Consider the following 26,202-nt stretch of genomic DNA (forward strand, 5'->3'; position numbering starts at 1 on the left):
GTGTGGTCGAACGGAACTCAGTGATATGCCTTTTCGCCGGCCTCAATTGGTACCTCGAGCCAGTTTGCCGTCGGCGGGAGCGGGCACTCGTACCGATCCGAGTACGCGCACGTCGGATTGTAGGCCTCGTTGAAGTCGAGGATCCAGTTTCCGTCGTTCGTACGGTGGGCGTCGTCCTCGAGGTCGAGGTACCGACCGGCGCCGTAGGTCTCGTCGCCGCTGGTCGCATCCCGGAACGGGACCCAGAGCCGTTCGTCGTCCGGGTCCCCCTTGTAGGCCTGCAGCGCGATGTCTTCGCCGTCGACGGTGAACCGGAACTCGCCCCACCGAAGGTACTCCCGCTTGCCGTCGGTGCTCGTTCCGACGGAGACCCGTTCGGGATCGTCGTACTTGTGCAGCGGTAGTTCGAACCGGTACTCCTCGTCGATCTGGTAGTACTCGAGGCCGTCGAATGACTCGCGCTCGTCCGGTGGAATCGGCGAGTGCGGATCGCCGCCGAAGTACTGATCTTTCTCCTCGCGTTGCGTTTCGATCGCGCGTCTCCAGTCAGTAGACATAATTGAATTGAAAGCGGCCGCGGTGTGGTCACGGCACAGTCACGCCGTCGGTCCATCCCAGGACAACCGGTCGCGGCCGAGTCCCGCCGCTCGGCGTGAGTACGGAACTCGAGGTGTTACGCGTGTTGCTCAATCAGGCCCTGCAGCGTCCCATGGTCCTGAGCACCGACCATGCGCTCGACCGGCTGGCCGTCGGCGTAGAGTACCAGCGTAGGGACCCCACGGGCGCCCAGTTGCTGGGCGATTCGCTGGTGTCGATCGACGTCAACCTTCGCGACCGCAGCGTCGGTCTCCGCGGCGAGCGCTTCGATCGTCGGCTCCATCATCTGACAGGGGCCACACCAGTCAGCGTAGCAGTCCACGAGGACGAGGTCATGCTCCGTGACGACTTCGTCGAGGTGACTCTGGCCCGTGATCGCGATCGGCTCGTCGGGTGCGTCGCTCGCCTCGACGGCGTCAGATGCGTCGAGGCTCCCACCGTTCTCGAGGCGTTCCTGCAGCTCTCGCTTCTTCCGTTCGCGGATCCTTTGTCGTTCGTCGTCGATGGACTCGCTCATCGGTCGACGGTACGGTCTCCATGATCATAATGGTTTTGTGGATAAAGAGCAATATTGGGTCGGCAAAACGGTCGGAGTTCTCCCGCTGCGGACGACGTGACTGACCGATCGCTGCTCGCAGCTGTCGTACCGGTAGCCCCGAACGGTAGGAGATACTATTCCTTCTAGTACGGCTGTTAGTTGGGGGAAAGGTGCGCTTTTCTATCGCTCGGTAAGGATCTATTACGGGCCGATTTGGAGTCCGGTACACCTCCCGAGAGCGACCGTCGTCTATAACTCTATCGCCGATTCCTGGATAGGCTAGATTCCTGATAATGCTATTTATATACAATACTAATCTTCGCGTGTGATCGAACGATGACGGACCCACACGAAACGATCGGACGGTATGCGAGCCGAACGACGGCCTTTGCCGCCGTCCTCCTCGTCGCCGCGACCGCGACGGCATCCACTCAGCCCCACGGCGGCGGTGCCGGCGGAGGGATGGGCGGCTGGGGAGCCTTCGGCGGCTGGATGTTCCTCTGGCCGATCGTCCTGCTCGGTCTGCTGGCCCTACTGATCGTCTGGGCCGGTAGTCGGCACCGGGGTGACCGAATCGATTGTACCGACCGCGCTGACCGACCCGACCACGCGTTCAAGGAACTCCGCGAGCGCTACGCACGCGGTGAGATCTCGGAAGAGGAGTTCGAACGACGACGACGCAATCTGCAACCTCATACCAATGACTGACGCACGCAATCCGTACGTGACGATCGACTCGCGAGACACATCGTGTCCAGGCCCGCTAATGGATCTGATCGGGAAAGTAAAAGGCCTCGATGCCGACACCGTGGTCGAGCTTCAGACCACCGAACGGAACTCGACGACCGACGTTCCGGAATGGCTCGAGAAAGCTGGCCACGAACTGCTCGAGATCGAGGAACGTGGCGAGTACTGGAGTATTCACCTGGAGGTCAATTGAAATGCATCGAATCGCCATCGTTGGCGGCGGAACGGGCGGGACGGTCCTCGCGAATCGGCTCGCGACCGAACTACAGACCGAGATCGAGGCCGGCGAGGTCGAGGTCCGGCTGATCACGGCCGATCCGTACCACGTCTACAAGCCGACGTTTCTGTACGTGCCTTTCGGAAGAAGACGGTCGACGACGCGAAACGGCCGATCGAGGACCTGGTCGACCGTCGTGTCACCCTGACGATCGAGGAGGTAACCGGCGTCGATACGGAGCGGAATCGCTTGTCCTTCACCGATCGGACGACCTCGCTGCACTACGATCAACTCGTGCTGGCGACCGGTGCGAATCTCGAGCCCGAGGCCGTACCCGGACTCGCCGAGGGCGGACACCACTTCTACGGCCCCGACGGCGCCGAGCAGCTCCGGGACGAACTCGCCGACTTCACCGAGGGCCACCTCGTACTGAGCGTCATCGGCGTCCCGCACATGTGTCCGGCGGCGCCCGTCGAGTTCCCGTTGATGTTCGACGACTGGCTCCGCGACCGGGGCCGGCGCGAGGACGTCGAGATCACCTACACGTACCCGATCAACCGCGCCCATGGCCTCGCGTCGGTCGCCGACTGGGCGACTGACCTGTTCGAGAAGCGCGACATCGCCCTCGAGACGTTCTTCAACGTCGACGAGGTCGACGCGGACGCGGAAGCCATCGAGACCGTCGAAGGCAACGAACTCGAGTACGATCTGCTCGTGGCGATCCCGCCCCACCGTGGCAGCGACGTCGTGACCGATGCGGGGCTGGGCGAGGACGGCTGGGTCGACGTCGACAGGCACACGCTCGAAGCGACGGCGGCCGAGGGCGTCTACGCGATCGGCGACGTCGCGGACGTGCCGACGAGCAAGGCCGGCAGCGTCGCCCACTACGAGGCCGGCGTCGTCGCCGATCGGATCGCCAGCCACGTCCGCGGGCAGACGCCGACGGCGACCTACGACGGCAAGACCGTCTGCTTCCTCGAGGCCGGCATGGACGAGGCCACGTTCATCGAGTTCGCTTACGGCGAGGAGCCGTACGTCCGCGAGCCGTCGAAACCGCTTCACTGGGCGAAGCTCGGTTACAACGAGTCTTACTGGCTCACCGCACGGGGGCTACTCTAAGATGCCCGAAACGGAATCCGACTCCGCGGCGGAATCCATCGAGCAGACAGCGGCGATCGAGGAACTCGTCGCCGAGAACCCCGACGAGGTCGCACGGTTCCTCGATCGCCTTGGCGTCGTCAACGATCTGCTCGATACGGCGGACCTCGCGACCGCCGCGATGGACGACCGAATGGTCGAGGAACTGGCCGGAACGGCGACGAACCTCGGCGCCGCAGCTGATGGGATAGCGACTGAGGAGGTCGCTCGACTGGGCGAGGCGACCGGCGAGAACGCCGAGGACCTCGCGGACGGACTCGAGACGCTCGCTCGGCTACAGCAATCGGGCACGCTCGACGACCTCGCTGCGCTGGCGGATCTCGCCACGCTGGCCTCGAACGCGATGGACGACGACATGGTGACCGACCTCGCCGCAGCCGGGACGACCCTCGGCGAAGTGGCAGATACGGCGACTGGCGAAGACGTCGCTCGGACGCTCAAGGGCCTTCTCGAGGCCGTCGGTCAGGCTGGGTCCGAGCCGACTGAGTCCGTCGGTGCGGTCGGCGTCGCGAAAGCGCTACGTGATCCCGAGGTCAAGGCCGGACTAGGCTTTTTCCTCTCGTTCGCGAAGGCGTTGGGTCGGACGGCGAGATAACCGACCATGCGTCCGAGATAGACGCGTGGTTTGGACCACCCGCATTCACCTGGCACTATTCTTCCGACAACGATTCCTCCCCCTGTAAGCGTTCGCGCCGTCTCTCGAACTCCTCGTCAGTGAGGTCACCGCGAGCGTAGGCGGCTCTCAACTCCTTGAGTGCGGGACCCGTCCGCTGGCCGCTGGACCGGCGAATCGCGCCGTACAGGAGATATCCGAGACCGAGAACCACCAGAATCGGAATCGCCACCATAAGAACCCACATCCACGTCGCTCCGGTCCCTCCCCACGCGCCGCCGTTCCACATGTGGCCGCCGCCCCAGATACCCATCAGAGACATCGCAAACGCCATCATGAGGACCGGCAGCAGGAGTATCGCGAGGATAACGAACAACAGCGTCCGTATTAGTGAATCTTCGGTTGCCATATCTTCTGCTTCGGTCGCCAGAGTATTGAACAGACGGGGGAATACCGATTACTGGGAACCGGTCACTCGGCTGCGTCAAGGAGATCGTCCGATTCGCTCGATGGCCACTCTCGAGCGTCCGATTCGACGAGCCCGTATAACAGTCGTCGTCGGGTCTCCAGTTCGTCGAGGGCGAACTCGAACTCCTCGTCCGATACAGTAGGAATACCCGCCTCGCGTATCGTCGGAAGGTCCGGCGGTGGCGGCGATCTGTCTGCAGGTTCGACGAATCCCTCCTGAAGCGTCTCGAGGTAGTTCTCGACGCTCGAGCGCACATTGCGAAGGACGATCTTGTTCGGCCGGTGTCGATTCGGAACGCCGAACCGGAGGAGCGTCAACGTTTCGTCGAGAACGACAATCTCGACGACTGGCGACCGGTCAGTCCGGGCGCTATGAAAGTAGTGGAGGATCGGATAGGCCTTGTGATTCTCCGTAAGGACCGCGAGCTGCGTTACGACGGAGTGCAGCGGGAGTTCGAGTCCGCGAAACTCCCCGTCGGTCCAGCTCGTTCGGACGATCTCCTCGCCGTGGGTACCGAACCCGCTCACGCTACTGGCGAACGCGCGCTTCTGGGTAACCGCATCGAGAACGGAGAGCGTATACGTGACGATTAGCGTAACGAAAAGCAGACCGCTCCCGGTTGCGAATATCGTAACGAGTTGCCAGCGTCCCGCTTTGGGAGCGAAGTCTCCGATACCTAGCGTGAAGATCGTGTACCCGGTAAAATAGAGCCGATCGGACCAGGAGATGGTCCCGCGACCGAGCGTGTCGACGAGGACGTTTTCCGCACCGGCAAAGACGAGCGTCCACCCGACCCAGAGCAGTGCGATCCAGAGCGTGAGAGTGATCACGAATAGCAGTGGTCCAGAAAGGCTGAGAAGTCGCGAATTCTGAGCACCGATCCGTCGCAGTGCGCGCCACGTCTTTGCCATCAGTCGCGAGGTGAGCGGCCCGGCACCCCCTTCGATCCAGAGCGTCGTCCAGAGGAGGTCGACAACTGCGAACGCGAGCAGAACGATACCGAGTGCGAGATAGATAGCGTTCATTTTGATCCACGTTCGGGTTACGGGCTATTCGTATTCGGTTCGGCGGGTGAGCCGCCGTCGTGCAGTCTCCCCGCGAGATGGCAATTGTACCCGGCCAGCGAAGCGACCAGGACGCCGACGCATACGGCGTTCCAACGGTGGTGCCCGCCGATCCGAAAGAGAAACGGCATAGTTAGCAGCCAGACTCCGAGGATGATCGTCATTCCCGCGACGGTCCGAACGATCGCCCAGTCACCCCGTTCGAGCCAGTGCACGGAACTGGACAGCGTTCCAATCAGGATACCAGTAACTGCGACGGTCCACCGGAAGGCAGTCGGTGCACCGAGAACGAGCGGCGCGGCGATCACCCAGAGTCCGAAGACCATCGTAGCCGTCGAAACCGTTCTCGGTAACATCCTCGGAGCGATGCGGAGTCGATCGCCGGAATTCGATTTCGAGCGCCTCGTGTCGCTGGTGAGTTAGGCCGACGCCATGTTCCGACAGGACTCCGCGCACTCGCGCAACACGTCAGCACACACTTGGCAATGGTCGTGGTCGTGCTGCTCACACTCGTCGGCGCACTCTTCGCAGGCATCCGCACACATCTCCGCGAGTCCGCTGTGGTACGCGGAGTTGCGAGCCATAAAACGGGCGTGTAGCGTCGTGATATCGGCGACGTCCCGACAAAGACGGATACAACGGGCCATCTCTTCGCCCATGCCGATACACTCGTCGGCGCACCACTCGCAGGCTTGTGCTGCCTCGAAGCAATTATCCGTACACTCTGCCATCTCGTCGGACATGTGATCGATTTGGGTCAGTGCCATCGCAGGTCTCTAGTCGGCTGGAACGGACTTTGTTATCGGTCGCCCAAACCGCGAGAATAATCCGTGAGATGGCGGTAACATCGGTTAACGGTGCACAGATAACGGATGAGGACGAACCTAATACGGAATTATCCGCGCGAAACAGCGCTGGGATTCCTCTGTTCCTTAGTGGGATACATCACAAGCATCGATTATCGCATCGTCTCTGCTTTCGGCTGAAGGCAACGGCGTTGAAGATGGTCACTATTGTACGTCTCGGTATGTTCGATGCAACGCTGCGAACAGCAAGCATTCTGTTCTCCATAATCGGCGGGACGGCGGCCGGCGTCCTCTCCCTCCTTCTCTGGAACGTTCTCCGCGAAACGCCGTTTGGAACGGTAGTCGGTCTCCTCTCGTTGACGCTCTCGGGAGTGATCTGCTATCACGTCATCCTGGTTATCACCGGCGGAGAATCGGTGTTCCTCGAGACGCTTCGGAGTGCGATGCATACCATCGTCGCGATCTTCCTCTGGTTGGTGATCGCCACCCACGAACAGATCCAACAGAGCGTCGCAGGGGGGTGACGAGAGGTGCTCGAACTCCCACCGTTCGCCGTCTACAATCTCGCGATCGGAGTCCTAACGGCCGTTGGATTACTCTACTTCCTCTTCTTCAGGCCGACCGTCGTCGACTACCACCGCCACTTGCTGTTGACGATCTCGGGAATTCTGCTGTTTCTCGTCGGTGGGCCACTGACGGAGCTGCTGGTCCCAACGGCGGTCCACTGGATCCACGGCGCCGCATCGGTGCTCGTCGTGATCGGTCTGTACAGTCCGGTGAAAAGTGAGCTCCGTCAGGACGCATGGGCCGACATCCTCCTTCGGAATCCGGAACGGGTTCGGCAGTCGGGCGAGTGGATGCACCCCATCGACGACACGATTCTCGGTCTCTTCCACTCGAAAGACCTCGTTCTAACGCCGGCTATTATCGCGTACAACATTGACTACAGCCGCGAAGAAGTGAACCGCCGGTTAGTCGAACTCGAGTCTCGAGGCTTCGTCTCGAAAGTCGAGCGCGGAAAGTACCGGATAACGACGCTCGGGAATCAGTACATCGAAGGTGGGGTTTCGAGAGAGGGCCTCGGCTGTCTGCGGTATCTTTGGACGCAGCGTTCTAAATGAAATGCAGCACGAACCCCCGTTTCACCGCGAGTTGGTGATGCGCGTCGCTCCGCCGCGTGTTCCGTCACCCCGGTATTTCGTTCGACCATTCCCGAAGACACTACGTCGGTTATCTCCGCATCGTACTCACAGTTCACCTTCTGGAACTCCCCTTCCAGAATACGAATTCGGAAGGTGCGGCCACAGTAGCGTTGCAAGTTGAACGATTATTCCTCCGGCTATTCAGTAGCATACACACGGCTATGTCTACGGAGGACTCTCACCCCACCCGAGACGAGATCGAGGATCGAATTCAACAGGTCGGGACCTACTCCCGTGCGGTTCGCACCGGCTACCTCGTCATCTTGATCGCGTTCCTCCTCGCGGTCGGTGGCGTCCTTCCGGCGAACCTCGATAGTGTCTCGCAGGCGATCGAATCGATACTGCTCCCGCTCATTTTCGTCGGTTTGGGGCTCATACTGTACGGTATCGGGATGCACCTGCATCTTATGCACTTGAATCTCGTCCGCCAACTGGAAGGAGACGCCACCGACAATCCTCAGTCGGCCGAGGAACATTCGGACTGACCTAGTGCACGGACGCTTCGCCGCTGTGTGGCGATTTTGACCAGGTAGAAGCCCCAGATCGAGAGGACGACTGCATATCCCGTGCCCTGCAGGAGCGTCGACCACGACCAATCCTGGTAGAAGAACCCGATCCCGACGGCGAACACCGCGAGGTTCCAGGCGAGGACCGATTCCGACCCGACCGCCGACGGCCGATCCTTGGCAGGAACGAGCCCGTCGACGTGCCCATGATTGTCACCGTCACCAGCACGGGTCATTCCGGTCGGCCACTCGAGAGAGCGAGCGACAAGCAACGAACCCGCCAACGTGACCGGGAGCGCCCAGCCGAGGAAGAAGAAATGCAATGCGCCGGTCTCGATCCACGGCTCCGGGATTCCCAACGGGATGCCGAACAAAATGAACGGTGCGAAGCTAGCTGGACCGAGGATCCACAGTTGCGCGACGAGCACCGAGACCGCCGTGCCGTTCGGCGTGCCGGCCCGGTAGGTCCGGGCGAGTGTGTAGACATACAGGACGTAGCCGGCGGCGTACAGCACCAGTCCAACCGCAGTCACCGTCTTCCCCATACCGAGCACCGGACCGACGACGAGCAGGACAATCCCGAGCGCGAACAGGGGGAACGAGTAGCGTTTTAGTCGTTCGCTGTACAGCTCCGCGTCCACGAGCCGGGGGAAGAGATCGTACAGCGTGCCGATCGCTGCGAGTCCCAGAAAGCCCCACGCGTTGGCGTGGACGTGAGCCTCCCGAAGACCGTACCAGCCGCCGGGGACGTCCCAAACGCGGCTGTACAGCCCGAACGCGAACGTCAGCCCGATCAGGTAGATCGCCGGTGACAGGAGGTAGAAGCCGACGGTCGGGTCGCGCACTCGAGCGGTGTCGCCTCGGAGCGTCCGGAACGTCATCGCGAGGACGATACCGAACAGCCAGCCCGTGAGCAGCCAGATCGTCCCGAGACCAACGTCGAACCACAGCGGCTCGCCGAAGGCCCTCCCGTACCAGGCCAGCAGCAGGGCGCCGTTCAACCCGAGGAAGACGGCCCAGAGCGTCAGCCGCGACGGTCCCGGCCGCTCGAGTTTTCTCGCCGTCAGTTGCGGCAGCGTGCCGAAAAGCAGCTGGGTGAATGCACCGATCGTGACGAAGTGGATATGTGTCCACGTGAGCCACAATACCTGCGGAACGAGTTCGAACTGCTGGAGACCCTGATAGAGCGCGAGCGTGAACCCGACGAACAGGAACGCGATGCCGGCCGCGTGAAACGGCGTCATCGAGAGCGGTGGCTCGTCGAACGGACGACCGCTCGAGGACGACGCCCGTTCCGACGGGGTGTCGATCGAGTCCAAGTTGCGCGGATTTGAAGCAGTCATACGTGTTCGTTCGCGTGGCCGCCGCGTATCGATTGTCGCGAACATCGATGCCTGGTTCGAACATGTTCGAGATCTCGGCTACGGCGTTCGAGCCCCGACCTCGAGACATGCCACGAGCGAAACTCACAGTCTTCCTCCCCGAATCGCTCTGGATCCACGAGATTTCGACGGCCTATCCCGACACCACGTTTCGCGTCAGTTCGGTGCTACCGGGCGCGGACGCCGCGATCGGGGTCATCGAACTGGCAGCGTCGAATCCGGTCCCGATACTCGCCGAGATCGACAACCGAAGCGACATCCAAACCCTCGAGTTGCTCTGGAAGCACGACGAGACGGCGCTACTGCAGGTCGAAACGTCGAACCCATCAGTACTCGGTCCGCTGCAGCGGGCCGGCGTTCCGTTAGAGACGCCGTTTTCGGTCGAAGACGGCGTCGTAACCTGGGAGGTGACGACCAGCGCCGACCGATTGTCGTCGCTCGGCGACGCGTTCGACGAGCGGGGTATCGACTACCGCCTCGAGTACGTCCGTACCGCCGACGCGAGTCGTACGGCGGATCTGTTGACGGATCGACAACGCGAGGTTTTCCTGACCGCGCTCGAGTCGGGGTACTACGCCGTTCCTCGCGAAGCGACGCTGACGGACGTCGCCACGTCGCTCAATGTAACGAAATCGACCTGTAGCGACGTCCTGCACCGAGCCGAGAGCGCAATCGCACACTGGTTCGCCGAGACTCGCATCGGAGACGGATTCGACGCCTCGTAATCGGCGGCACGCACGAGCGTTGCGATCAATCGGACAAATCCGATTTGAGCTCTGAATCGCCGATCGCGACGGCAGTCCCGATCAGGCCATCCGGTCCGGCGGGACGAGCATGACGTTTCCGTCCGCCCGCTCGACGACGTCTTCGGAGACGCTCCCCAGCAACAGGCGGCGCAACCTGCTGTAACCGCGCGAACCGACCAAAATCGTCGTCGGTTCGTACGCCGCTTCCGCGGCGAGGATCTCGTCCGCTGGATCGCCGCTGCGGACCTCGGTTCGCGTCTCGATACCTCATTCCTCGAGTTGTGCAGCCAGGTCCGCGAGTCGTGCCTCGGGACCACCGTCGTCCGGAAGCGACGGATCCTTCGGCGTCTCGACGTGGACCAGCGTCGCCTCCTGCGTGGCGTGCCGGAGGTACGAGAACGCCTCGAAGGCCCGCTCGGCGTTCTCCGAGAAGTCCGTCGCGTACAGCATTCGCTGAAAGAGGTGTTCGCGAACGACGTCCGGGTCGTCTGCCTCGCGCTCGATTCGATTGACCAGCAGCGGCACGACCGTCGTCCGCGCGAGGTTGAGCGCGGTCGAGCCGATGATACGGTTCTCGAGCGGGCTCTTCCCGCGCGAACCGACGACCGTCAGGCTCGCGCCGACTGCCTCCGCGACCCCGTTAATTCGACGGTGGGGCGTGCCACGGACGACGTGGGTCTCGACATCGAAGCCGGCCGCTTCGATGACGCGGCGGTAGCGCGACAGCGCTTGCTCGTGTCGTTCCTCGAAGTCCATTCCAGGCATACCCGCGTGTACATTCGACGGAATCACGGTCACGAGGTGGATCTCCTCGACTCGGCCGAGACACTCGAGACAGGTCTCGCTCTCGATCGTCGCCTCGCTGGCGGCGGAGAGATCGGTCGCACAGATTGCTTTCATACTACCCGTAGGGTCGTCGACATTATATTGTTTTCAGTAAACAATACCGAAAGCGGGAAGTCGATCGCGAACGATACGGACTGCAACCTGTTCACCGGCGACCGTACGCCAGTAAGACGTCACGAATGTAACCGGCAGAACCGCGTGAGACAGTTGCCTCGACCGCGCATGAACTGTATAGACGGCTTGCGGAACGAACCAGGTATCAGTATAACTTATCCGAATATCCTCGTAGGATAGTCGTGAGATTGACTGCTATAATATTGTACGAAATTCCCAAAATCGTTATAGCCACTCTCCTGGTAGACGATACTGAGCAGAAACCCATGAGATGCACACAACCGAACGGTGGTGGTCGATCGCGATGATCGACCTCGCTGCGTCTTCGTCAGCAGTACAGTCAGGCGCTCTCGTCGGCGCCGTCCTCCTCGAAGCGTTCGTCCTCTACGTCGGGTACGGCGCACTCGAGCGAGTCGCAACGCCGATGGTCGAGAAAATCACACGCGCATAGATGGAGCCATTCGGAATCGCCCTGACGACGCACATACTGTTCGTGAGCTTCGGCTTCATGGTCGGCGTGCTGTTCGGCTTCTTCGGAATGGGCGGCTCGTTCCTCGTCACGCCCGCGTTGCTCGTGATGGGGTATCCCGCCAGAGTCGCCGTCGGAAGCGGCATGGCCTTCGTGTTCGGGACGGCCACGATCGCGACGCTGAAACACCGCGACCTCGGCCAGGTCGACTACAAACTCGGCGGGTTGATGATCGTCGGGACGACGAGCGGCATCGAGGTGGGGAGTCGAGTGGTGTACTACCTCGAGAAACTGGGGCTCGCCAGCGGTGCCATCGGCGTCACGTATGTCGTCCTGTTGGGTTCGGTCGGGCTGTTCGTCACCCGAAACGCGCTCGTGAACGACGGCGGAGACGATTTAGGTGGCAGCCACCACGAGTCCGACGAGGAGTTCGACCCGGACGCGATTCCACCCCTCGCGAAGCGGATTCAGTCCTACCGCATCCCGCCGATGATGACGGTCGCCGGCGGAATCCAGGTCTCGCTCTGGTTGATTTTGGCCGTTGCGTTCGCCACGGGCCTGTTGTCGGGCTTCCTGGGTGTCGGTGGCGGTTTCGTCAAGATGCCCGCAATGGTCTACCTCATCGGCGTCCCGGTTCCCGTCGCGGTCGGGACCGACCTGTTCGAAATCGTCTTCTCAGGCGGGTTCGGCGCGTTCACCTACGGACTCAACGGCGGCGTCGACCTCTCGATCGTCGCGCCGCTACTTGCGGGGAGTGCGCTCGGCGCCCGGATCGGCTCGGCCGCGACCGGCATCGTTGACGAAGACGACATCAAGATCTATTTCGGACTAATGCTGGTCGGTGGTTCGATCGCTGTCGCGCTCCGGCAGGCCGGCGACTACTTCGGAATGGACGTGCTGAATACGCTCAGCTTTGCCTTGATCCTACTCTCGGCGTTCATGGTCAGCGGGGCCGTGATCTATAGCACGATCACGACGATGCGAAAGCGGTCGAATGCGGCTGCGACATCTGCAGATTGACGTCATTATCCCTACTCGTCCGAGTCGATCGCGGCTCATCGAGATTGTACAATACCCACACAACCCTTATACCGGTGTGGTTCCTATCATGAGATAGTAAAATGGCTAACTCAATGGCAGAGCAACTACAGCAGGATATGGAGTGCGAAGGGTTGCTAGAGTGCATCCACGGTCTCAAACAACTCGATAAGGACTGTTTCCGGGTAATGGTCAAAAGCGAAGAAGCGCTGACGATCGACGAGGTCGCCGAGAGAGTCGACCGGGAGCGGTCGACCGCGTACCGATCGATCCAGCGGTTGCTCAAGAGCGGCTTCATCCAGAAAGAGCAGATCAACTACGAGCAGGGCGGCTACTACCACGTCTACTATCCGACGGACCCGACCCAGATCGCGAACGATATGCAGCGAAAGCTGAACGACTGGTACGCGAAGATGGGACAACTCATTCAGGAGTTCGAGGATAAGTACGAACACGCCGAGGCCGACACCGAAGTGCCCGCTCAGAGCTGATCGTCCACCGACCGCGATTCACCGTACTCTCACTTCTCTCGAACCGCTCTCGCGCCCGTTTCGCGACGGAAATCTCCCGCCACTGCTTCAGCGGCGGGTCGTCGAATTGTCGGCGCTATCGGCGTCCCTGTCGTTCGGTCGGACGGTGAACGGCCGCATCATGTCGTGGTCCTCGTGTTCGAGCATGTGACAGTGCCACATGTACGTGCCCGTCTGATCGTTGAACAGTCCGTCGTGCTCTCCGAAGTGGACGATTACGTGAACTACTTCGCCGGGATCAACGGTGACCACGTCGTTCCATCCTCGTTCGTACGGCTCGGGCGCCTCGAGTGCGTCGAGGTCGATCTCGTCCTCGGCCGGATCGTAGTCTCCGATCGGCTGTCGGCCTAACATCTGGAAGTGGACGAGGTGGAGGTGCATCGGATGTGACATCGCACTTCGGTTGGCGAAGCTCCAGATATCGGTGTCACCGAGTGCGGGTTCTTCGGTCACGGGGACGGTGATTTTGAGACCGTCGCGCTCGGCTTCCGTTCCGAGCAAGAAGAGTTGTCGGCCATAGTCGTCGGCCGTGCCGCCGTTGAGTGTGAGATATCGCTTGTTATCGACCGAATCGACTGGGACGTCCGGAACGCGGGTCAGCTCCTCTGGGAGTTCGGAAGCGTCCTGTGAGTTCCCGTCGTCGCCCACGTCTACGAGCATGATCTCGGGGAGAGAAACGATGTCGTCGTCCGAGCCTGTCGCACCGCGATACTGGGCGGGCGCATTGTTGTGGAGCAGCAGCGTCTCGCCGGCGTATTCGGAGAAGTCGACGACGACGTCGGCGCGCTGGCCGGCACCGAGCTCGAGGCGGTCCTCGATCTCGACCGGAGACGAGAGGAGGCCGCCATCGTTCCCGATCTGGACGAACGATGGTCCAGCATCGCCGACCTCGCCCGACGACTCGTCGTACTGGCGGAGTTTGAGGGTATAATATCGGCTATTCGACCCGTTGAGGAGTCGGAGCCGATACAATCTGGGTTCGACAGAGAGTCGCGGCCAGACCTTCCCGTTGACGACGGATGTGTCCCCATAGAACTGCGGAACGATACTCGGGTCGGGATGTGACTCGTCGCTGCCGCCTTGCTCGTCCGAGACGGCCGTCGGATAGAACAGCGAACCGTTCTCCTCGAAACTCCGGTCCTGAAACACCAGCGGGATCTCGTACTCGCCCTCGGGCAGATCGAGGCTCCGTTCGTGATCGTTCCGCAGGAGATAGAACCCGGCGAGCCCGGCATACACGTTGAGTCGCGTAATACCGAGCGAGTGGTCGTGATACCACAGCGTCGCCGGGGGCTGGTCGTTCACGTAGTAGTAGTCTTTCTTCGCGAACTCCGGCCCCGTCTCTTGGAAGTCGCGAGTGTACCACGCCTGTGCGTGACCGTCGCTCTCGGACTCGACGTTTCCGCCGTGGAGATGCGTCACGGTCCGGACGCCCGGTGTATCGTACGGAATGATGTCACTGTGAATCGTGGTGTCCTCGGGCATGAGATGCTCATCCGGAAGGTCGTTCGTCCAGCGGACGTAGATCGGCTCGCCCTGCTCGGCTTCGATCGTCGGGCCCGGGAACTGTCCGCCGTACCCCCAGACGGTCGTCTTCGGGAGATCGCGGTGGAGTTTCTGCTCGACCTCGCGCATCTCGATCTCGTAGCGCGGCTGCCCGTCCTTCGTCCCGGACGGCTCCGCGACGCCCGGTCGGGGTACCTCGTCGACCCATTTCTCGAGATCCGGCGAGGAGTGGTCCGTTATCGTCGCCGCGCTCTCAGCTCGAGACGGATTCGTCGGTGCCGAACAGCCCGCGAGAGCCGAGATACCCGTGGCACCGGCCGCGATGCAGAGTTTGCGGCGTGATATCCTCGATCCGGACGACTCAGTGTGATCTCCCATGGTACAACGGTTCGTATGAACTCCCCGTATATGCGGGGACAGACGATTCCTACCACATCGGAATCGGAACAAGGTCATCGTCGAACGGACGATTACGTAGTTCGTTTCGGGTTTGAGACGGCCGTCTGTGATCCCACGATGTCAAGTACGAAGACGACGAGGTGGCAGACCGACGAAATGAAGGGGACATCACGTCCACCGTCAGACGTTGCCGACGCTACCGATGGCGCCGTTCAGATCGTCCGACTCAGGACGGGAACGGTCACCTCCCTCGTCCACGACGGCGATGAGGGGATCGTCATCAAACCGAATCAATACGTCGATCAGTACCCGAACGCGACTGACCAGCGCGACGGAGATCGTCGGCGTCGAAGACACTCACGTCCGCGCTGACCACCTCTCAGCTGGCCGCTGTCTCGCGGGCGAAGTCGACGTGCTGTGCACGAAGCGGTCACGGTAACCTCGAGATCATCATGCCGCTCGAGGACGGCACACTGATCCGGGTGGCGGACGTCAAATCGTCACCCGTTGTTCGAGGCCGAGAATCGCTCGATCTACGTGCCGGATTTTTACATCCGTTGCAAAACTCGATCGATGAGGATGACGATACCACCGATAATGACCCAGAGAGCCGGGACGATGACAAGTAGCACTACCCAGTGTGGGACCGGTGTCGGTGGCGCTTGCGGAGGACCATGTAACGGACTCCTTTGGAGAAGGAGGCCGGCTTTCGATAGGAGTTGGAGAGTTACCGTTATCATAGGTGAGCAGCCGTAGATGGATCGTTTACGTCTGATCGTCTGAGTTGCCGCTACGGTTCTGTATCCCCGTTCTATAGACGTAATATCCCGCGGCGACGAAGAGAAGGCTGACGGCTATCCAGTGGGGATTGTATTGCCCTCCCGGAGACAGGGGTTGACCGCCAGGGCCCACGGGTCGATGAAGTCCCAAGAGGGCATGATCAATGAGGGCGTCATATACGTCGAACACACCGAGACCGATCAGAGCAGCACCGGCCAGCGGTCGCACGGCTAACGGGACGGTAGTTCGTCGCTCCGACCGCCAGACGAGGCCCGCCCCGATTCCCATAATGATCAGCATTCCGAGCGAGAACAACCCGTCTGCGAGGATATTCATCTCGAGACCGTCCAACGTGTACATCGGATAAAGGCCAGAGACGAGATGATGCCACTGAAGGATCTGATGCAGAACGATAACGTCGATTAAACCGCTGAAGCCGAATCCGAACACTCCTGCCGAGACGAGAGCGCGTCGAGTCACCGCCTTCTGCGTCCGATCGGATGCGGTATCCGGTTGGCTGCTCATGAAGTGGTGTTCGCGTCCTTTACGGAAGGTTTCTGTTCAGCGATTGATGGAATATCACTACTGCTGAAACGCGTTCTACCGAATAATCGGATCTCTTTCCCTTGGACTGCGTTACTGCACTGCGTGTGTCTCGAGCGTATCGACGAGCGGTTCGGCCTGCTGGAAGCCGTCGTCGAGGCGGGCGACCTCCTCACCGTCACGCAGGACGACGAGAGTCGGGACGCTCTGGATGCCGAACTCGGCGGCGAGATCGGGAACGAGGCCGGCGTTGACCGTCGCTACGATTCCCGGTGCGCTGCGTGCGACCGCGCCGAGTACCGGCTCCATCGACGCGCAGATGCCACAGCCGGACGTGACGAACTCGAGCAAGACGAGGTCGTGTGTCGCGAGCAGTTCGTCGTAGTCGGCTACGTCGTTCAACTGGACGGGTTTTTCAGCCGGGCGGCCATCGTCGGTCGGATCCGAGGGCGTTGTGTCAGTCATCACTGGTAGTAGGGCGCGGACGCATTTCAGTATTTTGTGGAAAGGAGACAATACTGACTCTCGGCTGGTAGCGCGAGCCACAGGTGAGAGCCCTTCACCGGTTACTACCGCCGATCTGCGGAAATAACAGTGAATATCACCTCCATCTATGACGCGGTGCTGGCCGAGAAACCCTCGTAAACGTCTCTGGACAGGCCTGATTCGCTACTTTCTTCGACTGACGGTGACCCGAGCCGCGATAAATCTCGCCGTATCGCACAGTAGAATACGTCGAGAGTGCTGATAGCCTGAAAACGACGGTCTCGTGCCGTCTCTATCTACCTTCAAACTAGCATGAGTGCCCCCGAATCCAGAGTCGACGTTGAACAGTTCATTACCAACCTCCTCGAGTTCCGATACCGAGAAGTGACGATGGTCGGCGCGACGGTGGCCGTCCTCGTCGCCTCGATCGTCTTCTTTCCCGGATTCGAGAATGTCGGGGATGGCGTCCAATCCGATCTCTCGGGCGGGTTGCTCGCCGGACTGGTCCTGGTCGCGGTCGTCGCCGGCGCCGTCAAGGGAATGACTGGCTTCGGGTATTCGCTCATCATGACGCCGATCGTCGCGTCGGTGATCGATCCGACCGTCGCCGTCGTCGTTCTGGCGATTCCGCCGTGGATGCTCAACATGTTCCAGATCGCCGAAACCGGAACGGGACGGGCGTTCGTTCGCGAGGAGTGGGCGCTCCTCGTGCTTGCGATCGCAGGGACCGTCATCGGCGTGGCGGCGCTGGCGGCGTTCAGCGCCGGCCCGGTCGTCGCGTTCGTGATCGGTCTCGTCCTCCTTGGCTACGTGGCCTTCCAACTCGTCCAGAACTTCGTCACGGTCGGGGAGGCACACCACCCGTTCGCCCTCGGCGCAGCCGGACTCTCCCAGGGCTTTCTGCTCGCGTTCGCGAATCTCGGGCCGCTGCTCCCGGCGTACTTCCACACCTTCGAACGCGACACCGAGCGATACATCGGCGGGCTATCGATGGTGCTTGGAACGATTTTCACGGTCCGTATCGTTCAGATGGCGCTGTTTACCGACCTACTGACCACATACCGGCTCTGGCTCGGTTCGGTGATCGCGGTTGTTACCATCGTTGGATTGTTGCTGGGCACGTACCTGCGGCGCCTCGAGGTCGACGAGCGAACGTTCAACTGGTTCGTCGTCGGACTCCTGTTCGTCATCTCGCTCAACATCTTCCGGAACACCGTCCCGGCGCTGTTCTTCTAGGATCACTTCGTCAGCGAGAGCAGAACGAGTACCATCGGCAGCGAGAACTCGACGAACCTCGGCCAGCGATTCGTCGCTCGCGAACTCGTGATAGGTCATCGTCGAAAACGCGGCGTCGACGTCGCCGTCGTCGAACGGCAGCTCGCTCACGTCGCTGGTCACGAGGTCGACGTTCGCCGGGACGCCCTTCTCCCGGTAGTACTCATGCATCGCCTCCTGGACGTCGACTGCGTAGACCTCGCTGGCGTGCGGCGCGACATCGTCGGTGAAGAAACCGGTCCCGCTCCCGAGGTCAGCGACGGTCTCGTCCGACGAGAGCGAGAGCGCCCACAGCAGTTCCTCGGCCGAGACGAACCGATAACGCCGTCCGGCCACCTCTAACTTGTCCGCTCGTTCGGCGTCGAACGTGTGGTATCCCATGGTTACAGGTTCTCGAACGCGGTATCGACCAGTTCGCCGGTCTCCGCCACGATGTCCGCCATTTCGTCGTCGTCCGGAGCCATTCTGACGAGCCGCGCAATTCGCATGATCGAGACGTGGTAGACGCGCTGTCGACCGGGTTCTTCCTCCCAGACGACGACGTTACACGGGAAGAGTCCGCCCATCTTCCCGTCGGTCGCCTCGAGCGGGAGGGCGTCGAGGTTCGCGTCGTCGAGACGGCGGATGGACGGATCGATCTCGAGCGGTTCGCCGAGGCCGTCGCGGACGCCAGGCTCGCCTGTTTCAGCGCGGTCACGTGGACTCACGGGACGCAGCTTCCGGTGGCGGACCTGATCGAGATCGCCCACGAGCACGACGCGTTCGCACTCGTCGACGCCGTGCAGGTTCCCGGCCAGCTGCCGATGGACGCTCGAGAGTGGGATGCCGATGCAGTCGCCGCCGCCGGACACAAGTGGCTCCTCGGGCTGTGGGGCGGCGGCTTCCTCTATGTCGACTACGACGTGGCCGAGGATCTCAAGCCACGGACGGTTGGCTATCGAAGCGTCGAGACGCCGTCCGCCGATCCCTACGAGTACGCGACCGGCGCACGTCGGTTCGAAGTCGGGTCAGCGAACCCGGCACCCCACGTCGCGCTTCGGGAAGCAATCGACGTGATTAACGACGTTGGGATCAACCGGATCGAGGACCGTGTCCACCGTCTCGCTGGGCGGCTGGCCGACGGGGTCCCCGACGACCGCCTGCTCAGTCCATCGCCACCGGAATCGGGACTCGTGACGATCGACGTCGACGATCCGGAGGCGACGGTCGAGCGACTGGCTACCGACGGGATCGTCGTCCGCGCACTCCCGTATCCAGACGGCGTTCGAGCGTCCGTTCACGCGGTCAACACCGCCGGCGACATTGACCGGCTACTCGACGAACTGGAACAGGAGTGGTAGGACACCGATTGCGGGCAATCTTTCGCTTTCACAATTCCTCTCGCCGTGCCTTTGCAGGGATGAGAACTATCGGTAGTCTCGCACCAACTAGTATTGTAAGGTAATTCCAATGGTAAACCAAATTACCCCCGAACGGCTCGCGGAGTTGATCGACGCAGACAAGTCGTTCATGCTCATCGATACGCGTCCCGAGGATAGTTACAAGGGCTGGCGAATTCACGCCGCCGAGAATGTTCCGTTCGGCCCGAGCGACGAGTTCACCGACGAGACGCGCGAGCGCGTCGAAGAGATGAGAGACGGCGATCCGATTGTCGCGATCTGCGGAAAGGGACTAACCTCGACGCCGTTCAGCTTTGAACTCGAGCAACATGGGTACGACGACGTGTCCGTCGTAAAAGGCGGCATGGAGGATTGGAGCAAGGTCTACGAGGTCGTTCCCGTCGAGACCGAAAACGACGACCTCGTTATCATCCAGTTGCAGCGGCGGGCGAAGGGCTGTCTCGGCTATATCGTCGGCTCGAGGGACGCCGAGTCGGCCGTCGTCGTCGATGCGACCCGTCAGACGGACCAGTTCAAGATCGTCGCCGAGGAGGCCGGGCTGACGATCGAGCGCGTCCTCGATACCCACGTCCACGCCGACCACATTTCGGGTGGACCGAAGCTCGCGGACGAACTCGACGTACCCTACCACCTCGGAGAACATGCGAGCGACCGGGGCGTCGAGTACGACTACGAACCACTCGCCGACGGCGAGACGATCGAACTCGGCGAGATCGAGATCGGAGCGCTCCACACGCCGGGACACACGTCCGAGATGGTCAACTACCTCATCGACGGCGAGGCGCTGCTGACGGGCGACACGCTGTTCGTCGAGTCCGTCGGCCGGACGGAGCTTCAATTCGGTAACGAGGACGCAGCAAGCGGCGCCGAACTGCTATACGAATCGATTCACGACACCATCCTCGAGTTACCGGACGAGACGCGGATCCTTCCGGGCCACGTGTCGGTCACGGAGAACAACCGATACGAGGTGGGTTCGCCCGGCGAACTGATCGGCGCTCGGCTAGGTGACCTCCGCGACAACCTCGACCTGCTGGGACTGGACGAGATCGAGTTCGTGGACCGATTGGTCGAGAATGCGCCCGACAAGCCACCGAACTACGAGCGCGTGATCGAGATAAACACGGGTTCGGAGCCACCCGAGGACGAGTCCGAGGCGACGGAACTCGAGTTAGGGCCGAACAACTGCGCGGCCTAGTTCGCGCAGCGGGCTCGAATCGGTTCCCTGCAGTCGATCATCGATTTCGTGGCTCGTCTTCCGTATCGGACTCCTTCCAGTCGCCTCCTGCCCCGTTCTCTTTGCGAAATTCTCCCTTCGCCTGGCGCTCTCGCGGCCACAGCGCGATCGCGAGCAGCGCGACGTAGAACACGACGACGACCGCGATCACGATCGGCCCCTGGATTCGAGCGATCGCAGCGGTTTCGATCCAGTCTTCGCGTCCCGCAAACGCGGTCACTCTGAAGATCCACGCGACGAGGAGGACGCCGAGCAGTGCGAGATACACGCGTTGCAGGCGATTCGCGAGAGCTTCCCGCATCGGTACCTTCACGGTGGGATCGCGGTAGTCCCGACTCAATTCCGCTCGCCAGTCGACGTGTTCGACCCCCTGGGACGGATCGAGAGCGGTTGCGAGCAGGTTCTCCTGAAGAATCCGAACGCGCGATCGGAAGACGTCGTAGTCGCGGTACCGTCGCGCCTCGATGCCGAGGAAGACCGTGACGATCACGATGCCGATAAGCAGGATGTAGTGGGGGTTATCCGGACTCGAGAACGCCCACGTTAGGATCGCTGCCATCACGGTCACCGCCCACGTCGTCGTCTGGTCGAGGCGCTGTCGCCACGTGTCTACCCGGCCGAGCTCGCCCCGGTACGCGTGGGCCATCACCGACCCGAGGCCCGTACTCTCGTCGACCATTTCGCGGCCGATCTCCCGCTGTTCGGGCGCCGTCGGATCGAACTCGTCGTCGTTCGAATCTACCATGTACGACGGACACCGCCCTGTCCCATAAGCGAACGCGGCGTCGGGACGAACCGTGAACGGCCGCTCTCGGACCCGACTACAGCGACTCGAGAACCCGTTCGAAGCGTTCGACGTGTCGTCGCCGATCGGGTCGAGGTCGTCGTTCTCGGCGACACCGATCAGACGCTGCGGATCGACCGCGCTGACGACGACGCCGTCGTCATCGTCGTAGACGACGACGTTGCACGGGAGCAACGTCCCGAGTTCGAGATCGTCCTCGAGTCCCTGATGAGCCAACTGCGGATTGCACGCACCCAGGATTCTATACTGCCGGAAGTCTTCGTCGAGTTTCTTCTTGAGCGTTTCCCGGACGTCGATATCGCAGAGCACGCCAAACCCCTCGTCCTCGAGGTTGTCGATCGTTTTCTCGACGATATCGTCAAACTCGCCGTCGACTTGTGTACGAATCGTATAGGACATACTGTATGACCGATCTCGAGAATGATCGTAGTTGAGGTAGCAATAGCAAGCCTACGGTACGTGCGTCAGTTCGGGGAAGACTGTAGTCCGTCCGTGGTGAAGAGGCTACCATGGTTTCTCGTCGTACCGTACGAGCGATCGCCGCCCTACTCGGGCTTACGCTGCTCGCCGGACTCGGATACGCCCTCCAGTGGCGATCGAACCCGTCACCGTGTCCGTATGCCCAGCGCCATGCGATCAGCCTCCCGCGTCCGGTCATCACTCGCTCGAGGCTGCGCGACGTGCTGAAGCCCCGGCCCGGTGAACGTTTTCTTGAGGTCGGCCCGGGAACGGGCTACTACACGTGGACGGTTGCGCGAGCGATCGAACCGTCGGGGACACTGCACGCCGTGGACGTCCAATCGGAGATGGTCGAACACCTCCGGACGCGAATGCGACAGAAAAGTGAGTCGAACGTCGAACCGATCCGCGGCGACGCGCGCTCGCTTCCGTATCCGGACGACACATTCGACGCGGCGTATCTGGTCCTCGTTCTCGGCGAGATTCCTGACCAGGAGCGAGCCCTCGACGAACTCGAGCGAGTCCTGAAACCCGATGGCCGACTCGTCGTCGGCGAGTCGCTCCCTGATCCGCACTTCGTCGGATTCGAAGGGCTACGACGCCGTGTCGAACGGCGGGGACTGGCGTTCGACGCGCGCGTCGGAACGCGAGCCGGGTATTTCGTGCGCTTTGACGCGAGTCCCTCAGGGGAGCCGATCGACTCCGTCGAATAACTGGTTGTTAGTTATATGTGCAAAACTGTCCGAGACGATTCGATCGTCAAAAACGTCTCTATGTCTCTCCAAAATCTTCTGGACGGCCACCTATCCGGCATTATACGCTTATCTTTCCGTTCATTACCATGTGCGCTGTACGAGGATACTCCAAGCCCCTATGTTCCTATATTGTACAAATCTCACACAACCTTTAAATGCTATCAGTCCATACGTAGTGGTGATGGCAACTGATGCACGCGACGCCTCCGGAGAATCGCTCGACGAACCGATCTACATCGACGGCAGAAGCCACCTCGAGAACGTCACGACGGCGCACGATGTCGTCCTCGTGGACTTCTACGCCGACTGGTGTGGCCCCTGTCAGATGCTCAATCCCGTCCTTGAGCAGCTCGCGGACACGACCGAGGCCGTGATCGCGAAGGTCGACGTTGACAAACACCAGCAACTCGCGGGCTCGTTCGGCGTTCGCGGCGTGCCGACGCTGGCCCTCTTCGCGGACGGCGAACAGGTCGAACAGCAGTCCGGCGCGCTGCCGGAAGACCAACTCCGTAGCCTGATCGAGAGATACACCGAATGAACAAGGAAACAGACACGACCACGGATGTTCGCAACGTAGTGATCGTCGGTTCTGGCGTCGCTGGCCTCTCCGCGGCCGTCTATGCCGCGCGGGCCGACCTCGAGCCGCTGGTGATCGAGGGACCCGAACCGGGCGGCCAACTGACGCTGACGACCGATGTCGAGAACTACCTCGGCTTCCCTGAGGGCGTCGGCGGGATGGAGCTGATCCAAAACGGCAAGGACCAGGCCGAGCGCTTCGGCGCCGAATTCACACACGGCACTGTCGAAAACGCGACGCTCGAGGAGCGGCCGTTCGAACTCGAATTCTCGAACGGCGACACGTTGCAAACGCGTGCGCTGATCATCACGAGCGGCGCGAGCGCTCGCTGGGTCGGCGCCGAGAACGAAGACGAACTGATGGGCTACGGGCTCTCCACGTGTGCAACCTGCGACGGCGCGTTCCACCGCGGTGACGACGTCCTCGTGATCGGCGGCGGCGATTCGGCGATGGAAGAGGCGCTCTTCCTCGCGAAGTTCGCCGACAGCGTGACGATCGTTCACCGTCGCGAGGAACTGCGCGCATCCGAGATCATGGCTGACCGCGCCCGCGATAATGAGGCCATCGAATTCCGCTGGAATACGGAACTCGAGGCGCTTCACGGCTCACAGGAGGAAGGCGTCACCAGCGCGACGCTCGTCTCCCATCCTGACGGCTACCCCAGCGAGAAGGCCGCAAACGGCGTCGACGTGGATCAGGAGACAGTCGATGTCGGCGGCGTGTTCTACGCCATCGGCCACACGCCGAACACCGAGTTCCTCGGCGGAACCATGGTCAATCGCGACGAAAGTGGCTACCTCTACACTCGAACCGACGACGCCGGCCGCGCGACGACCCGAACGGCGGTCGAGGGCGTCTTCGCCGCCGGCGACGTCGCCGATCCACACTATCAACAGGCAGTCACCGCCGCAGGAACCGGCAGCATGGCGGCCCTCGACGCCGAAGCGTATCTCGACACGCTCGAGCGGACGGCAGAGACCACACTTGAGATCTCTCTGTAGCTGAAAACATGGGTTCTATGAATTATTAGATTAGGGATGGTCGCTCAGTAAGTCTATAGAATTCAAGAACTAGAGCTCACTCGCTGGCTTTGTCACTGTATCCACAATATCACGCTAATTTCGAACGACCATTTTATGTGTCGATATCGGACGAAGAGACGATGGCTACTAATTCAACTGTTCACGATTACGAAGTTCTCGTCGTTGGAGGCGGTCCGGCTGGAATGACTGCGGCGCTGTATACGACGCGACTTGGCCATCGGACTGCCGTTGTTGACCGAGGCGGTGGACGTGCAGCGATGATGCAAGACGTCCATAATTTACTGGGTGTCACCGAGGAGACATCTGGGAACGAATTTCTCTCGGTCGGTAGAGACCAACTTCGAGAGTATGGGTGCGATATCCACAATGATCTACTCGTCTCCTGCGACAGTACTGAGGACGGTTCGATCCGTCTCTGCGGGAATAATGCTGACTATCGCACAGACTACGTTGTTCTCGCGACGGGGTTCAACGATATCCGCCCGGAACCGCCACTACCGCGGACTGGTCGTGGACTCCACTACTGCTTGCACTGTGATGCCTACATGTTCGTCGATGAACCCGTCTACGTCATGGGATACGGGGAGAGCGCTGCACACGTAGCTGCGATCATGCTAAACTTCACTGACGATGTTGATATACTCACCCGCAATGATAGCCCTGAATGGAGCGACGAGACGGCAACGATGCTCTCGAACCATCCGATCGATATCATTCACGAGGACATCACTGGCGTTCAAAACGACAAAGATGGGTGGTTAGCAGCCCTCGAGTTCGAAGACGGCATGGTTCGCGAGTACAAGGGTGGTTTTGCCATGTACGGTGCCGAGTACAACAACGGTCTAGCCCGCAACCTCGGCTGTGATATCAATGATGATGGGACGGTCGTCGTCGATGATCACGGGCAGACAACAGTCGATCGCGTCTATGCAGTGGGAGACCTGACACCTGGGCATAATCAACTCCCAATTGCATTGGGCGAAGGAGCAAAGGCTGGTATTTCATTGCATTTCGCGTTACGTGAATTTCCCCGCGATCTCGACGTCATCGAGGAACAGGGTCCAGTCCGTTCCGATGAAGTTCCTGGGATTCCCGACGAACTTCTCGAGCAAGAAGTCGACTTCCACACATATGACTGAATGACTGTAGAATTGTTCTATAAGAACTATTGTCGGGTTGGTATGTATTAAACACACTTACATATTTGGTGGCTGGGCACGACGCCATGCTATTCCATCGTGAGAACGGCAGCAAGCACTACTACCGCCGGACAAACTATCGCGTTCAAACACTGAAAACGACCGCTCTCGTTGACACGGCGATGCAAGCTGTCCTCGACGTTCACTGTACGACCGGGAAACCGCATGATACACAGTTCGGCTGGCGGGTCGCCTGCCGCAACACAGGCGATCTGCACAGCTTCGCCAAAGGCTACGACTGGATGCAATTACGCGAAAACTCAGAGACGAGGGGATACCACAACCACAGATTCGATATAGCACGATATGGTTTATGGGGAGAGATCACCGAGATACGGATCGTCGACGAAACAGTGAGTACCGAATTGGAATGCGAGTTGAGAGCAAGGATGAATCAGGGAAGACAGCTCACTTCGACAGCTAGCACTTCCTCACTTGCCCTCGAACGCCGCCGCCAACTGTTCGCGCATGAACTCTCGCCGCCGTTTTCGGGCTTCTTCCTCGCCGAGGTAGTTCGTGACGACGACGTGTGCGTCGTCGCTGCCCTGTTCCTCAGCAATCACTTCGATCGGCTCTGGTGAATCGCTAGACAGCGTCGGCTTCGACCGTTAGAACTAGGAAGATGAAGCGGGAAATCGCCGATGCTCTATGTCGAAAATTTCCCGCTTCACGAGCAACGTCGTTCAGTTAGCTAAA

Annotated in this window: 31 protein-coding genes and 6 pseudogenes; 20 read left to right on the top strand and 17 right to left on the bottom strand. The window is 60.8% G+C overall.

Features of this window, described 5'->3' with window-relative positions:
• Positions 1-17: 17 nt before the first annotated feature.
• Both ACJYUO_RS20255 and trxA (ACJYUO_RS20260) read right to left on the bottom strand, forming a co-directional pair.
• Positions 18-557: a DUF1684 domain-containing protein gene (locus ACJYUO_RS20255; protein WP_494347139.1), complete on the bottom strand. Its 540-nt coding sequence runs from the start codon at positions 555-557 to the stop codon at positions 18-20.
• Between the two features lie 116 nt (positions 558-673).
• Positions 674-1,114, bottom strand: a complete 441-nt coding sequence (gene trxA, locus ACJYUO_RS20260; RefSeq protein ID WP_494347140.1) for a thioredoxin — start codon at positions 1,112-1,114, stop codon at positions 674-676.
• A gap of 357 nt (positions 1,115-1,471) precedes the next feature.
• On the opposite strand from trxA (ACJYUO_RS20260), the gene ACJYUO_RS20265 reads away from it, so the two are divergent.
• From ACJYUO_RS20265 to ACJYUO_RS20280, 4 genes and pseudogenes are all read left to right on the top strand, one after another.
• Positions 1,472-1,843, top strand: a complete 372-nt coding sequence (locus ACJYUO_RS20265; protein ID WP_494347141.1) for an SHOCT domain-containing protein — start codon at positions 1,472-1,474, stop codon at positions 1,841-1,843.
• The gene (locus ACJYUO_RS20270; protein WP_494347142.1) at positions 1,836-2,075 is read left to right on the top strand and encodes a sulfurtransferase TusA family protein; all 240 of its coding nucleotides are present in this window, start codon (positions 1,836-1,838) and stop codon (positions 2,073-2,075) included. Before ACJYUO_RS20265 ends, ACJYUO_RS20270 begins: the two co-directional genes overlap by 8 nt.
• Before the next feature lies 1 nt (position 2,076).
• Positions 2,077-3,218, top strand: a pseudogene (locus ACJYUO_RS20275) (NAD(P)/FAD-dependent oxidoreductase).
• Between the two features lies 1 nt (position 3,219).
• Entirely contained in the window at positions 3,220-3,852 is a 633-nt protein-coding gene (locus ACJYUO_RS20280; RefSeq protein ID WP_494347143.1) for a helical membrane plugin domain-containing protein, read from the top strand.
• Between the two features lie 55 nt (positions 3,853-3,907).
• Here the strand turns inward: ACJYUO_RS20280 and ACJYUO_RS20285 are convergent, their stop codons facing one another.
• The 4 genes from ACJYUO_RS20285 to ACJYUO_RS20300 all read right to left on the bottom strand — a co-directional run bounded on the left by ACJYUO_RS20285 (position 3,908) and on the right by ACJYUO_RS20300 (position 6,170).
• Positions 3,908-4,279, bottom strand: coding sequence for an SHOCT domain-containing protein (locus ACJYUO_RS20285; protein WP_494347144.1), 372 nt, complete (start codon positions 4,277-4,279; stop codon positions 3,908-3,910).
• A gap of 62 nt (positions 4,280-4,341) precedes the next feature.
• The gene (locus tag ACJYUO_RS20290) at positions 4,342-5,364 is read right to left on the bottom strand and encodes a potassium channel family protein (protein WP_494347145.1); all 1,023 of its coding nucleotides are present in this window, start codon (positions 5,362-5,364) and stop codon (positions 4,342-4,344) included.
• Between the two features lie 17 nt (positions 5,365-5,381).
• Positions 5,382-5,759 carry an SPW repeat domain-containing protein gene (locus ACJYUO_RS20295; protein WP_494347146.1) on the bottom strand — a complete coding sequence of 126 codons (378 nt, stop codon included), beginning with the start codon at positions 5,757-5,759 and terminating at the stop codon, positions 5,382-5,384.
• 63 nt (positions 5,760-5,822) lie between these two features.
• On the bottom strand, positions 5,823-6,170 hold the full coding sequence (locus ACJYUO_RS20300; RefSeq protein WP_120246181.1) for a four-helix bundle copper-binding protein: 348 nt from the start codon (positions 6,168-6,170) through the stop codon (positions 5,823-5,825).
• Between the two features lie 260 nt (positions 6,171-6,430).
• On the opposite strand from ACJYUO_RS20300, the gene ACJYUO_RS20305 reads away from it, so the two are divergent.
• The 3 genes from ACJYUO_RS20305 (at position 6,431) to ACJYUO_RS20315 (ending at position 7,896) form a co-directional block, all read left to right on the top strand.
• The gene (locus ACJYUO_RS20305) at positions 6,431-6,733 is read left to right on the top strand and encodes a hypothetical protein (RefSeq protein WP_494347147.1); all 303 of its coding nucleotides are present in this window, start codon (positions 6,431-6,433) and stop codon (positions 6,731-6,733) included.
• A 6-nt stretch (positions 6,734-6,739) separates the two neighbouring features.
• Positions 6,740-7,330: a winged helix-turn-helix domain-containing protein gene (locus ACJYUO_RS20310; RefSeq protein WP_494347148.1), complete on the top strand. Its 591-nt coding sequence runs from the start codon at positions 6,740-6,742 to the stop codon at positions 7,328-7,330.
• Positions 7,331-7,572: 242 nt separating this feature from the next.
• Positions 7,573-7,896: a hypothetical protein gene (locus ACJYUO_RS20315; protein WP_494347149.1), complete on the top strand. Its 324-nt coding sequence runs from the start codon at positions 7,573-7,575 to the stop codon at positions 7,894-7,896.
• Here the strand turns inward: ACJYUO_RS20315 and ACJYUO_RS20320 are convergent.
• Entirely contained in the window at positions 7,869-9,260 is a 1,392-nt protein-coding gene (locus tag ACJYUO_RS20320; RefSeq protein ID WP_494347150.1) for a hypothetical protein, read from the bottom strand. The genes ACJYUO_RS20315 and ACJYUO_RS20320 overlap by 28 nt on opposite strands.
• A gap of 107 nt (positions 9,261-9,367) precedes the next feature.
• Here ACJYUO_RS20320 and ACJYUO_RS20325 point away from each other — a divergent pair, with 107 nt between their 5' ends.
• Positions 9,368-10,024, top strand: coding sequence for a helix-turn-helix domain-containing protein (locus tag ACJYUO_RS20325; RefSeq protein WP_494347151.1), 657 nt, complete (start codon positions 9,368-9,370; stop codon positions 10,022-10,024).
• 81 nt (positions 10,025-10,105) lie between these two features.
• Here ACJYUO_RS20325 and ACJYUO_RS20330 read toward each other — a convergent pair.
• A pseudogene (locus ACJYUO_RS20330) lies at positions 10,106-10,945 on the bottom strand (universal stress protein).
• Between the two features lie 364 nt (positions 10,946-11,309).
• On the opposite strand from ACJYUO_RS20330, the gene ACJYUO_RS20335 reads away from it, so the two are divergent.
• The 3 genes from ACJYUO_RS20335 (at position 11,310) to ACJYUO_RS20345 (ending at position 13,003) form a co-directional block, all read left to right on the top strand.
• Positions 11,310-11,456, top strand: a complete 147-nt coding sequence (locus ACJYUO_RS20335) for a DUF7512 family protein (RefSeq protein WP_494347152.1) — start codon at positions 11,310-11,312, stop codon at positions 11,454-11,456.
• Positions 11,457-12,494, top strand: coding sequence for a sulfite exporter TauE/SafE family protein (locus ACJYUO_RS20340; RefSeq protein WP_494347153.1), 1,038 nt, complete (start codon positions 11,457-11,459; stop codon positions 12,492-12,494).
• A 101-nt stretch (positions 12,495-12,595) separates the two neighbouring features.
• Positions 12,596-13,003 carry a helix-turn-helix domain-containing protein gene (locus tag ACJYUO_RS20345; protein ID WP_494347154.1) on the top strand — a complete coding sequence of 136 codons (408 nt, stop codon included), beginning with the start codon at positions 12,596-12,598 and terminating at the stop codon, positions 13,001-13,003.
• An 87-nt stretch (positions 13,004-13,090) separates the two neighbouring features.
• Here the strand turns inward: ACJYUO_RS20345 and ACJYUO_RS20350 are convergent, their stop codons facing one another.
• Positions 13,091-14,926: a multicopper oxidase family protein gene (locus tag ACJYUO_RS20350; RefSeq protein WP_494347155.1), complete on the bottom strand. Its 1,836-nt coding sequence runs from the start codon at positions 14,924-14,926 to the stop codon at positions 13,091-13,093.
• 201 nt (positions 14,927-15,127) lie between these two features.
• The gene (locus tag ACJYUO_RS20355; protein ID WP_494347156.1) at positions 15,128-15,304 is read right to left on the bottom strand and encodes a hypothetical protein; all 177 of its coding nucleotides are present in this window, start codon (positions 15,302-15,304) and stop codon (positions 15,128-15,130) included.
• Positions 15,305-15,399: 95 nt separating this feature from the next.
• Between ACJYUO_RS20355 and ACJYUO_RS20360 the strand changes: the two genes are divergently transcribed.
• The gene (locus tag ACJYUO_RS20360) at positions 15,400-15,576 is read left to right on the top strand and encodes a hypothetical protein (RefSeq protein WP_494347157.1); all 177 of its coding nucleotides are present in this window, start codon (positions 15,400-15,402) and stop codon (positions 15,574-15,576) included.
• A gap of 136 nt (positions 15,577-15,712) precedes the next feature.
• Here ACJYUO_RS20360 and ACJYUO_RS20365 read toward each other — a convergent pair whose 3' ends face one another.
• Both ACJYUO_RS20365 and ACJYUO_RS20370 read right to left on the bottom strand, forming a co-directional pair.
• Positions 15,713-16,252 carry a DUF2243 domain-containing protein gene (locus ACJYUO_RS20365; protein ID WP_444722366.1) on the bottom strand — a complete coding sequence of 180 codons (540 nt, stop codon included), beginning with the start codon at positions 16,250-16,252 and terminating at the stop codon, positions 15,713-15,715.
• Positions 16,253-16,363: 111 nt separating this feature from the next.
• Positions 16,364-16,735 (bottom strand): thioredoxin family protein, encoded by a 372-nt coding sequence (locus ACJYUO_RS20370; protein WP_494347158.1) that lies wholly within the window; start codon positions 16,733-16,735, stop codon positions 16,364-16,366.
• Positions 16,736-17,296: 561 nt separating this feature from the next.
• Here ACJYUO_RS20370 and ACJYUO_RS20375 point away from each other — a divergent pair.
• Positions 17,297-17,896, top strand: a pseudogene (locus tag ACJYUO_RS20375) (TSUP family transporter); the annotation flags it as partial.
• Here the strand turns inward: ACJYUO_RS20375 and ACJYUO_RS20380 are convergent.
• Together ACJYUO_RS20380 and ACJYUO_RS20385 are read right to left on the bottom strand one after the other, a co-directional pair.
• Positions 17,804-18,412, bottom strand: coding sequence for a class I SAM-dependent methyltransferase (locus tag ACJYUO_RS20380; RefSeq protein WP_494347159.1), 609 nt, complete (start codon positions 18,410-18,412; stop codon positions 17,804-17,806). The pseudogene ACJYUO_RS20375 and the gene ACJYUO_RS20380 sit on opposite strands and share 93 nt — an antisense overlap.
• Positions 18,413-18,414: 2 nt before the next feature.
• Complete coding sequence (locus ACJYUO_RS20385) at positions 18,415-18,747, bottom strand: DUF302 domain-containing protein (RefSeq protein ID WP_494347168.1); 333 nt, start codon at positions 18,745-18,747, stop codon at positions 18,415-18,417.
• Here ACJYUO_RS20385 and ACJYUO_RS20390 point away from each other — a divergent pair.
• Together ACJYUO_RS20390 and ACJYUO_RS20395 are read left to right on the top strand one after the other, a co-directional pair.
• A pseudogene (locus ACJYUO_RS20390) lies at positions 18,646-19,371 on the top strand (aminotransferase class V-fold PLP-dependent enzyme); the annotation flags it as partial. The gene ACJYUO_RS20385 and the pseudogene ACJYUO_RS20390 sit on opposite strands and share 102 nt — an antisense overlap.
• Before the next feature lie 109 nt (positions 19,372-19,480).
• A complete protein-coding gene (locus tag ACJYUO_RS20395; protein WP_494347160.1) occupies positions 19,481-20,629 on the top strand; it encodes an MBL fold metallo-hydrolase in 1,149 nt (382 codons plus the stop codon).
• A 37-nt stretch (positions 20,630-20,666) separates the two neighbouring features.
• On the opposite strand, the gene ACJYUO_RS20400 is transcribed toward ACJYUO_RS20395, so the two are convergent.
• Both ACJYUO_RS20400 and ACJYUO_RS20405 read right to left on the bottom strand, forming a co-directional pair.
• Positions 20,667-21,413: a DUF2270 domain-containing protein gene (locus ACJYUO_RS20400; protein WP_494347169.1), complete on the bottom strand. Its 747-nt coding sequence runs from the start codon at positions 21,411-21,413 to the stop codon at positions 20,667-20,669.
• Between the two features lie 120 nt (positions 21,414-21,533).
• A pseudogene (locus tag ACJYUO_RS20405) lies at positions 21,534-21,872 on the bottom strand (DUF302 domain-containing protein); the annotation flags it as partial.
• A gap of 110 nt (positions 21,873-21,982) precedes the next feature.
• On the opposite strand from ACJYUO_RS20405, the gene ACJYUO_RS20410 reads away from it, so the two are divergent.
• From ACJYUO_RS20410 to ACJYUO_RS20430, 5 genes and pseudogenes are all read left to right on the top strand, one after another.
• A complete protein-coding gene (locus ACJYUO_RS20410; RefSeq protein WP_494347161.1) occupies positions 21,983-22,645 on the top strand; it encodes a class I SAM-dependent methyltransferase in 663 nt (220 codons plus the stop codon).
• Positions 22,646-22,868: 223 nt separating this feature from the next.
• The gene (trxA, locus tag ACJYUO_RS20415) at positions 22,869-23,225 is read left to right on the top strand and encodes a thioredoxin (protein WP_494347162.1); all 357 of its coding nucleotides are present in this window, start codon (positions 22,869-22,871) and stop codon (positions 23,223-23,225) included.
• Positions 23,222-24,265: an NAD(P)/FAD-dependent oxidoreductase gene (locus ACJYUO_RS20420; protein ID WP_494347163.1), complete on the top strand. Its 1,044-nt coding sequence runs from the start codon at positions 23,222-23,224 to the stop codon at positions 24,263-24,265. Before trxA (ACJYUO_RS20415) ends, ACJYUO_RS20420 begins: the two co-directional genes overlap by 4 nt.
• Positions 24,266-24,426: 161 nt before the next feature.
• Positions 24,427-25,446: an NAD(P)/FAD-dependent oxidoreductase gene (locus ACJYUO_RS20425; RefSeq protein WP_494347164.1), complete on the top strand. Its 1,020-nt coding sequence runs from the start codon at positions 24,427-24,429 to the stop codon at positions 25,444-25,446.
• Positions 25,447-25,484: 38 nt separating this feature from the next.
• A pseudogene (locus tag ACJYUO_RS20430) lies at positions 25,485-25,870 on the top strand (transposase); the annotation flags it as partial.
• Positions 25,871-25,937: 67 nt separating this feature from the next.
• Here the strand turns inward: ACJYUO_RS20430 and ACJYUO_RS20435 are convergent.
• A complete protein-coding gene (locus tag ACJYUO_RS20435; RefSeq protein ID WP_494347165.1) occupies positions 25,938-26,069 on the bottom strand; it encodes a hypothetical protein in 132 nt (43 codons plus the stop codon).
• Positions 26,070-26,202: the final 133 nt, after the last annotated feature.

It is taken from the genome of Natrinema sp. CRL1 (assembly GCF_059162405.1).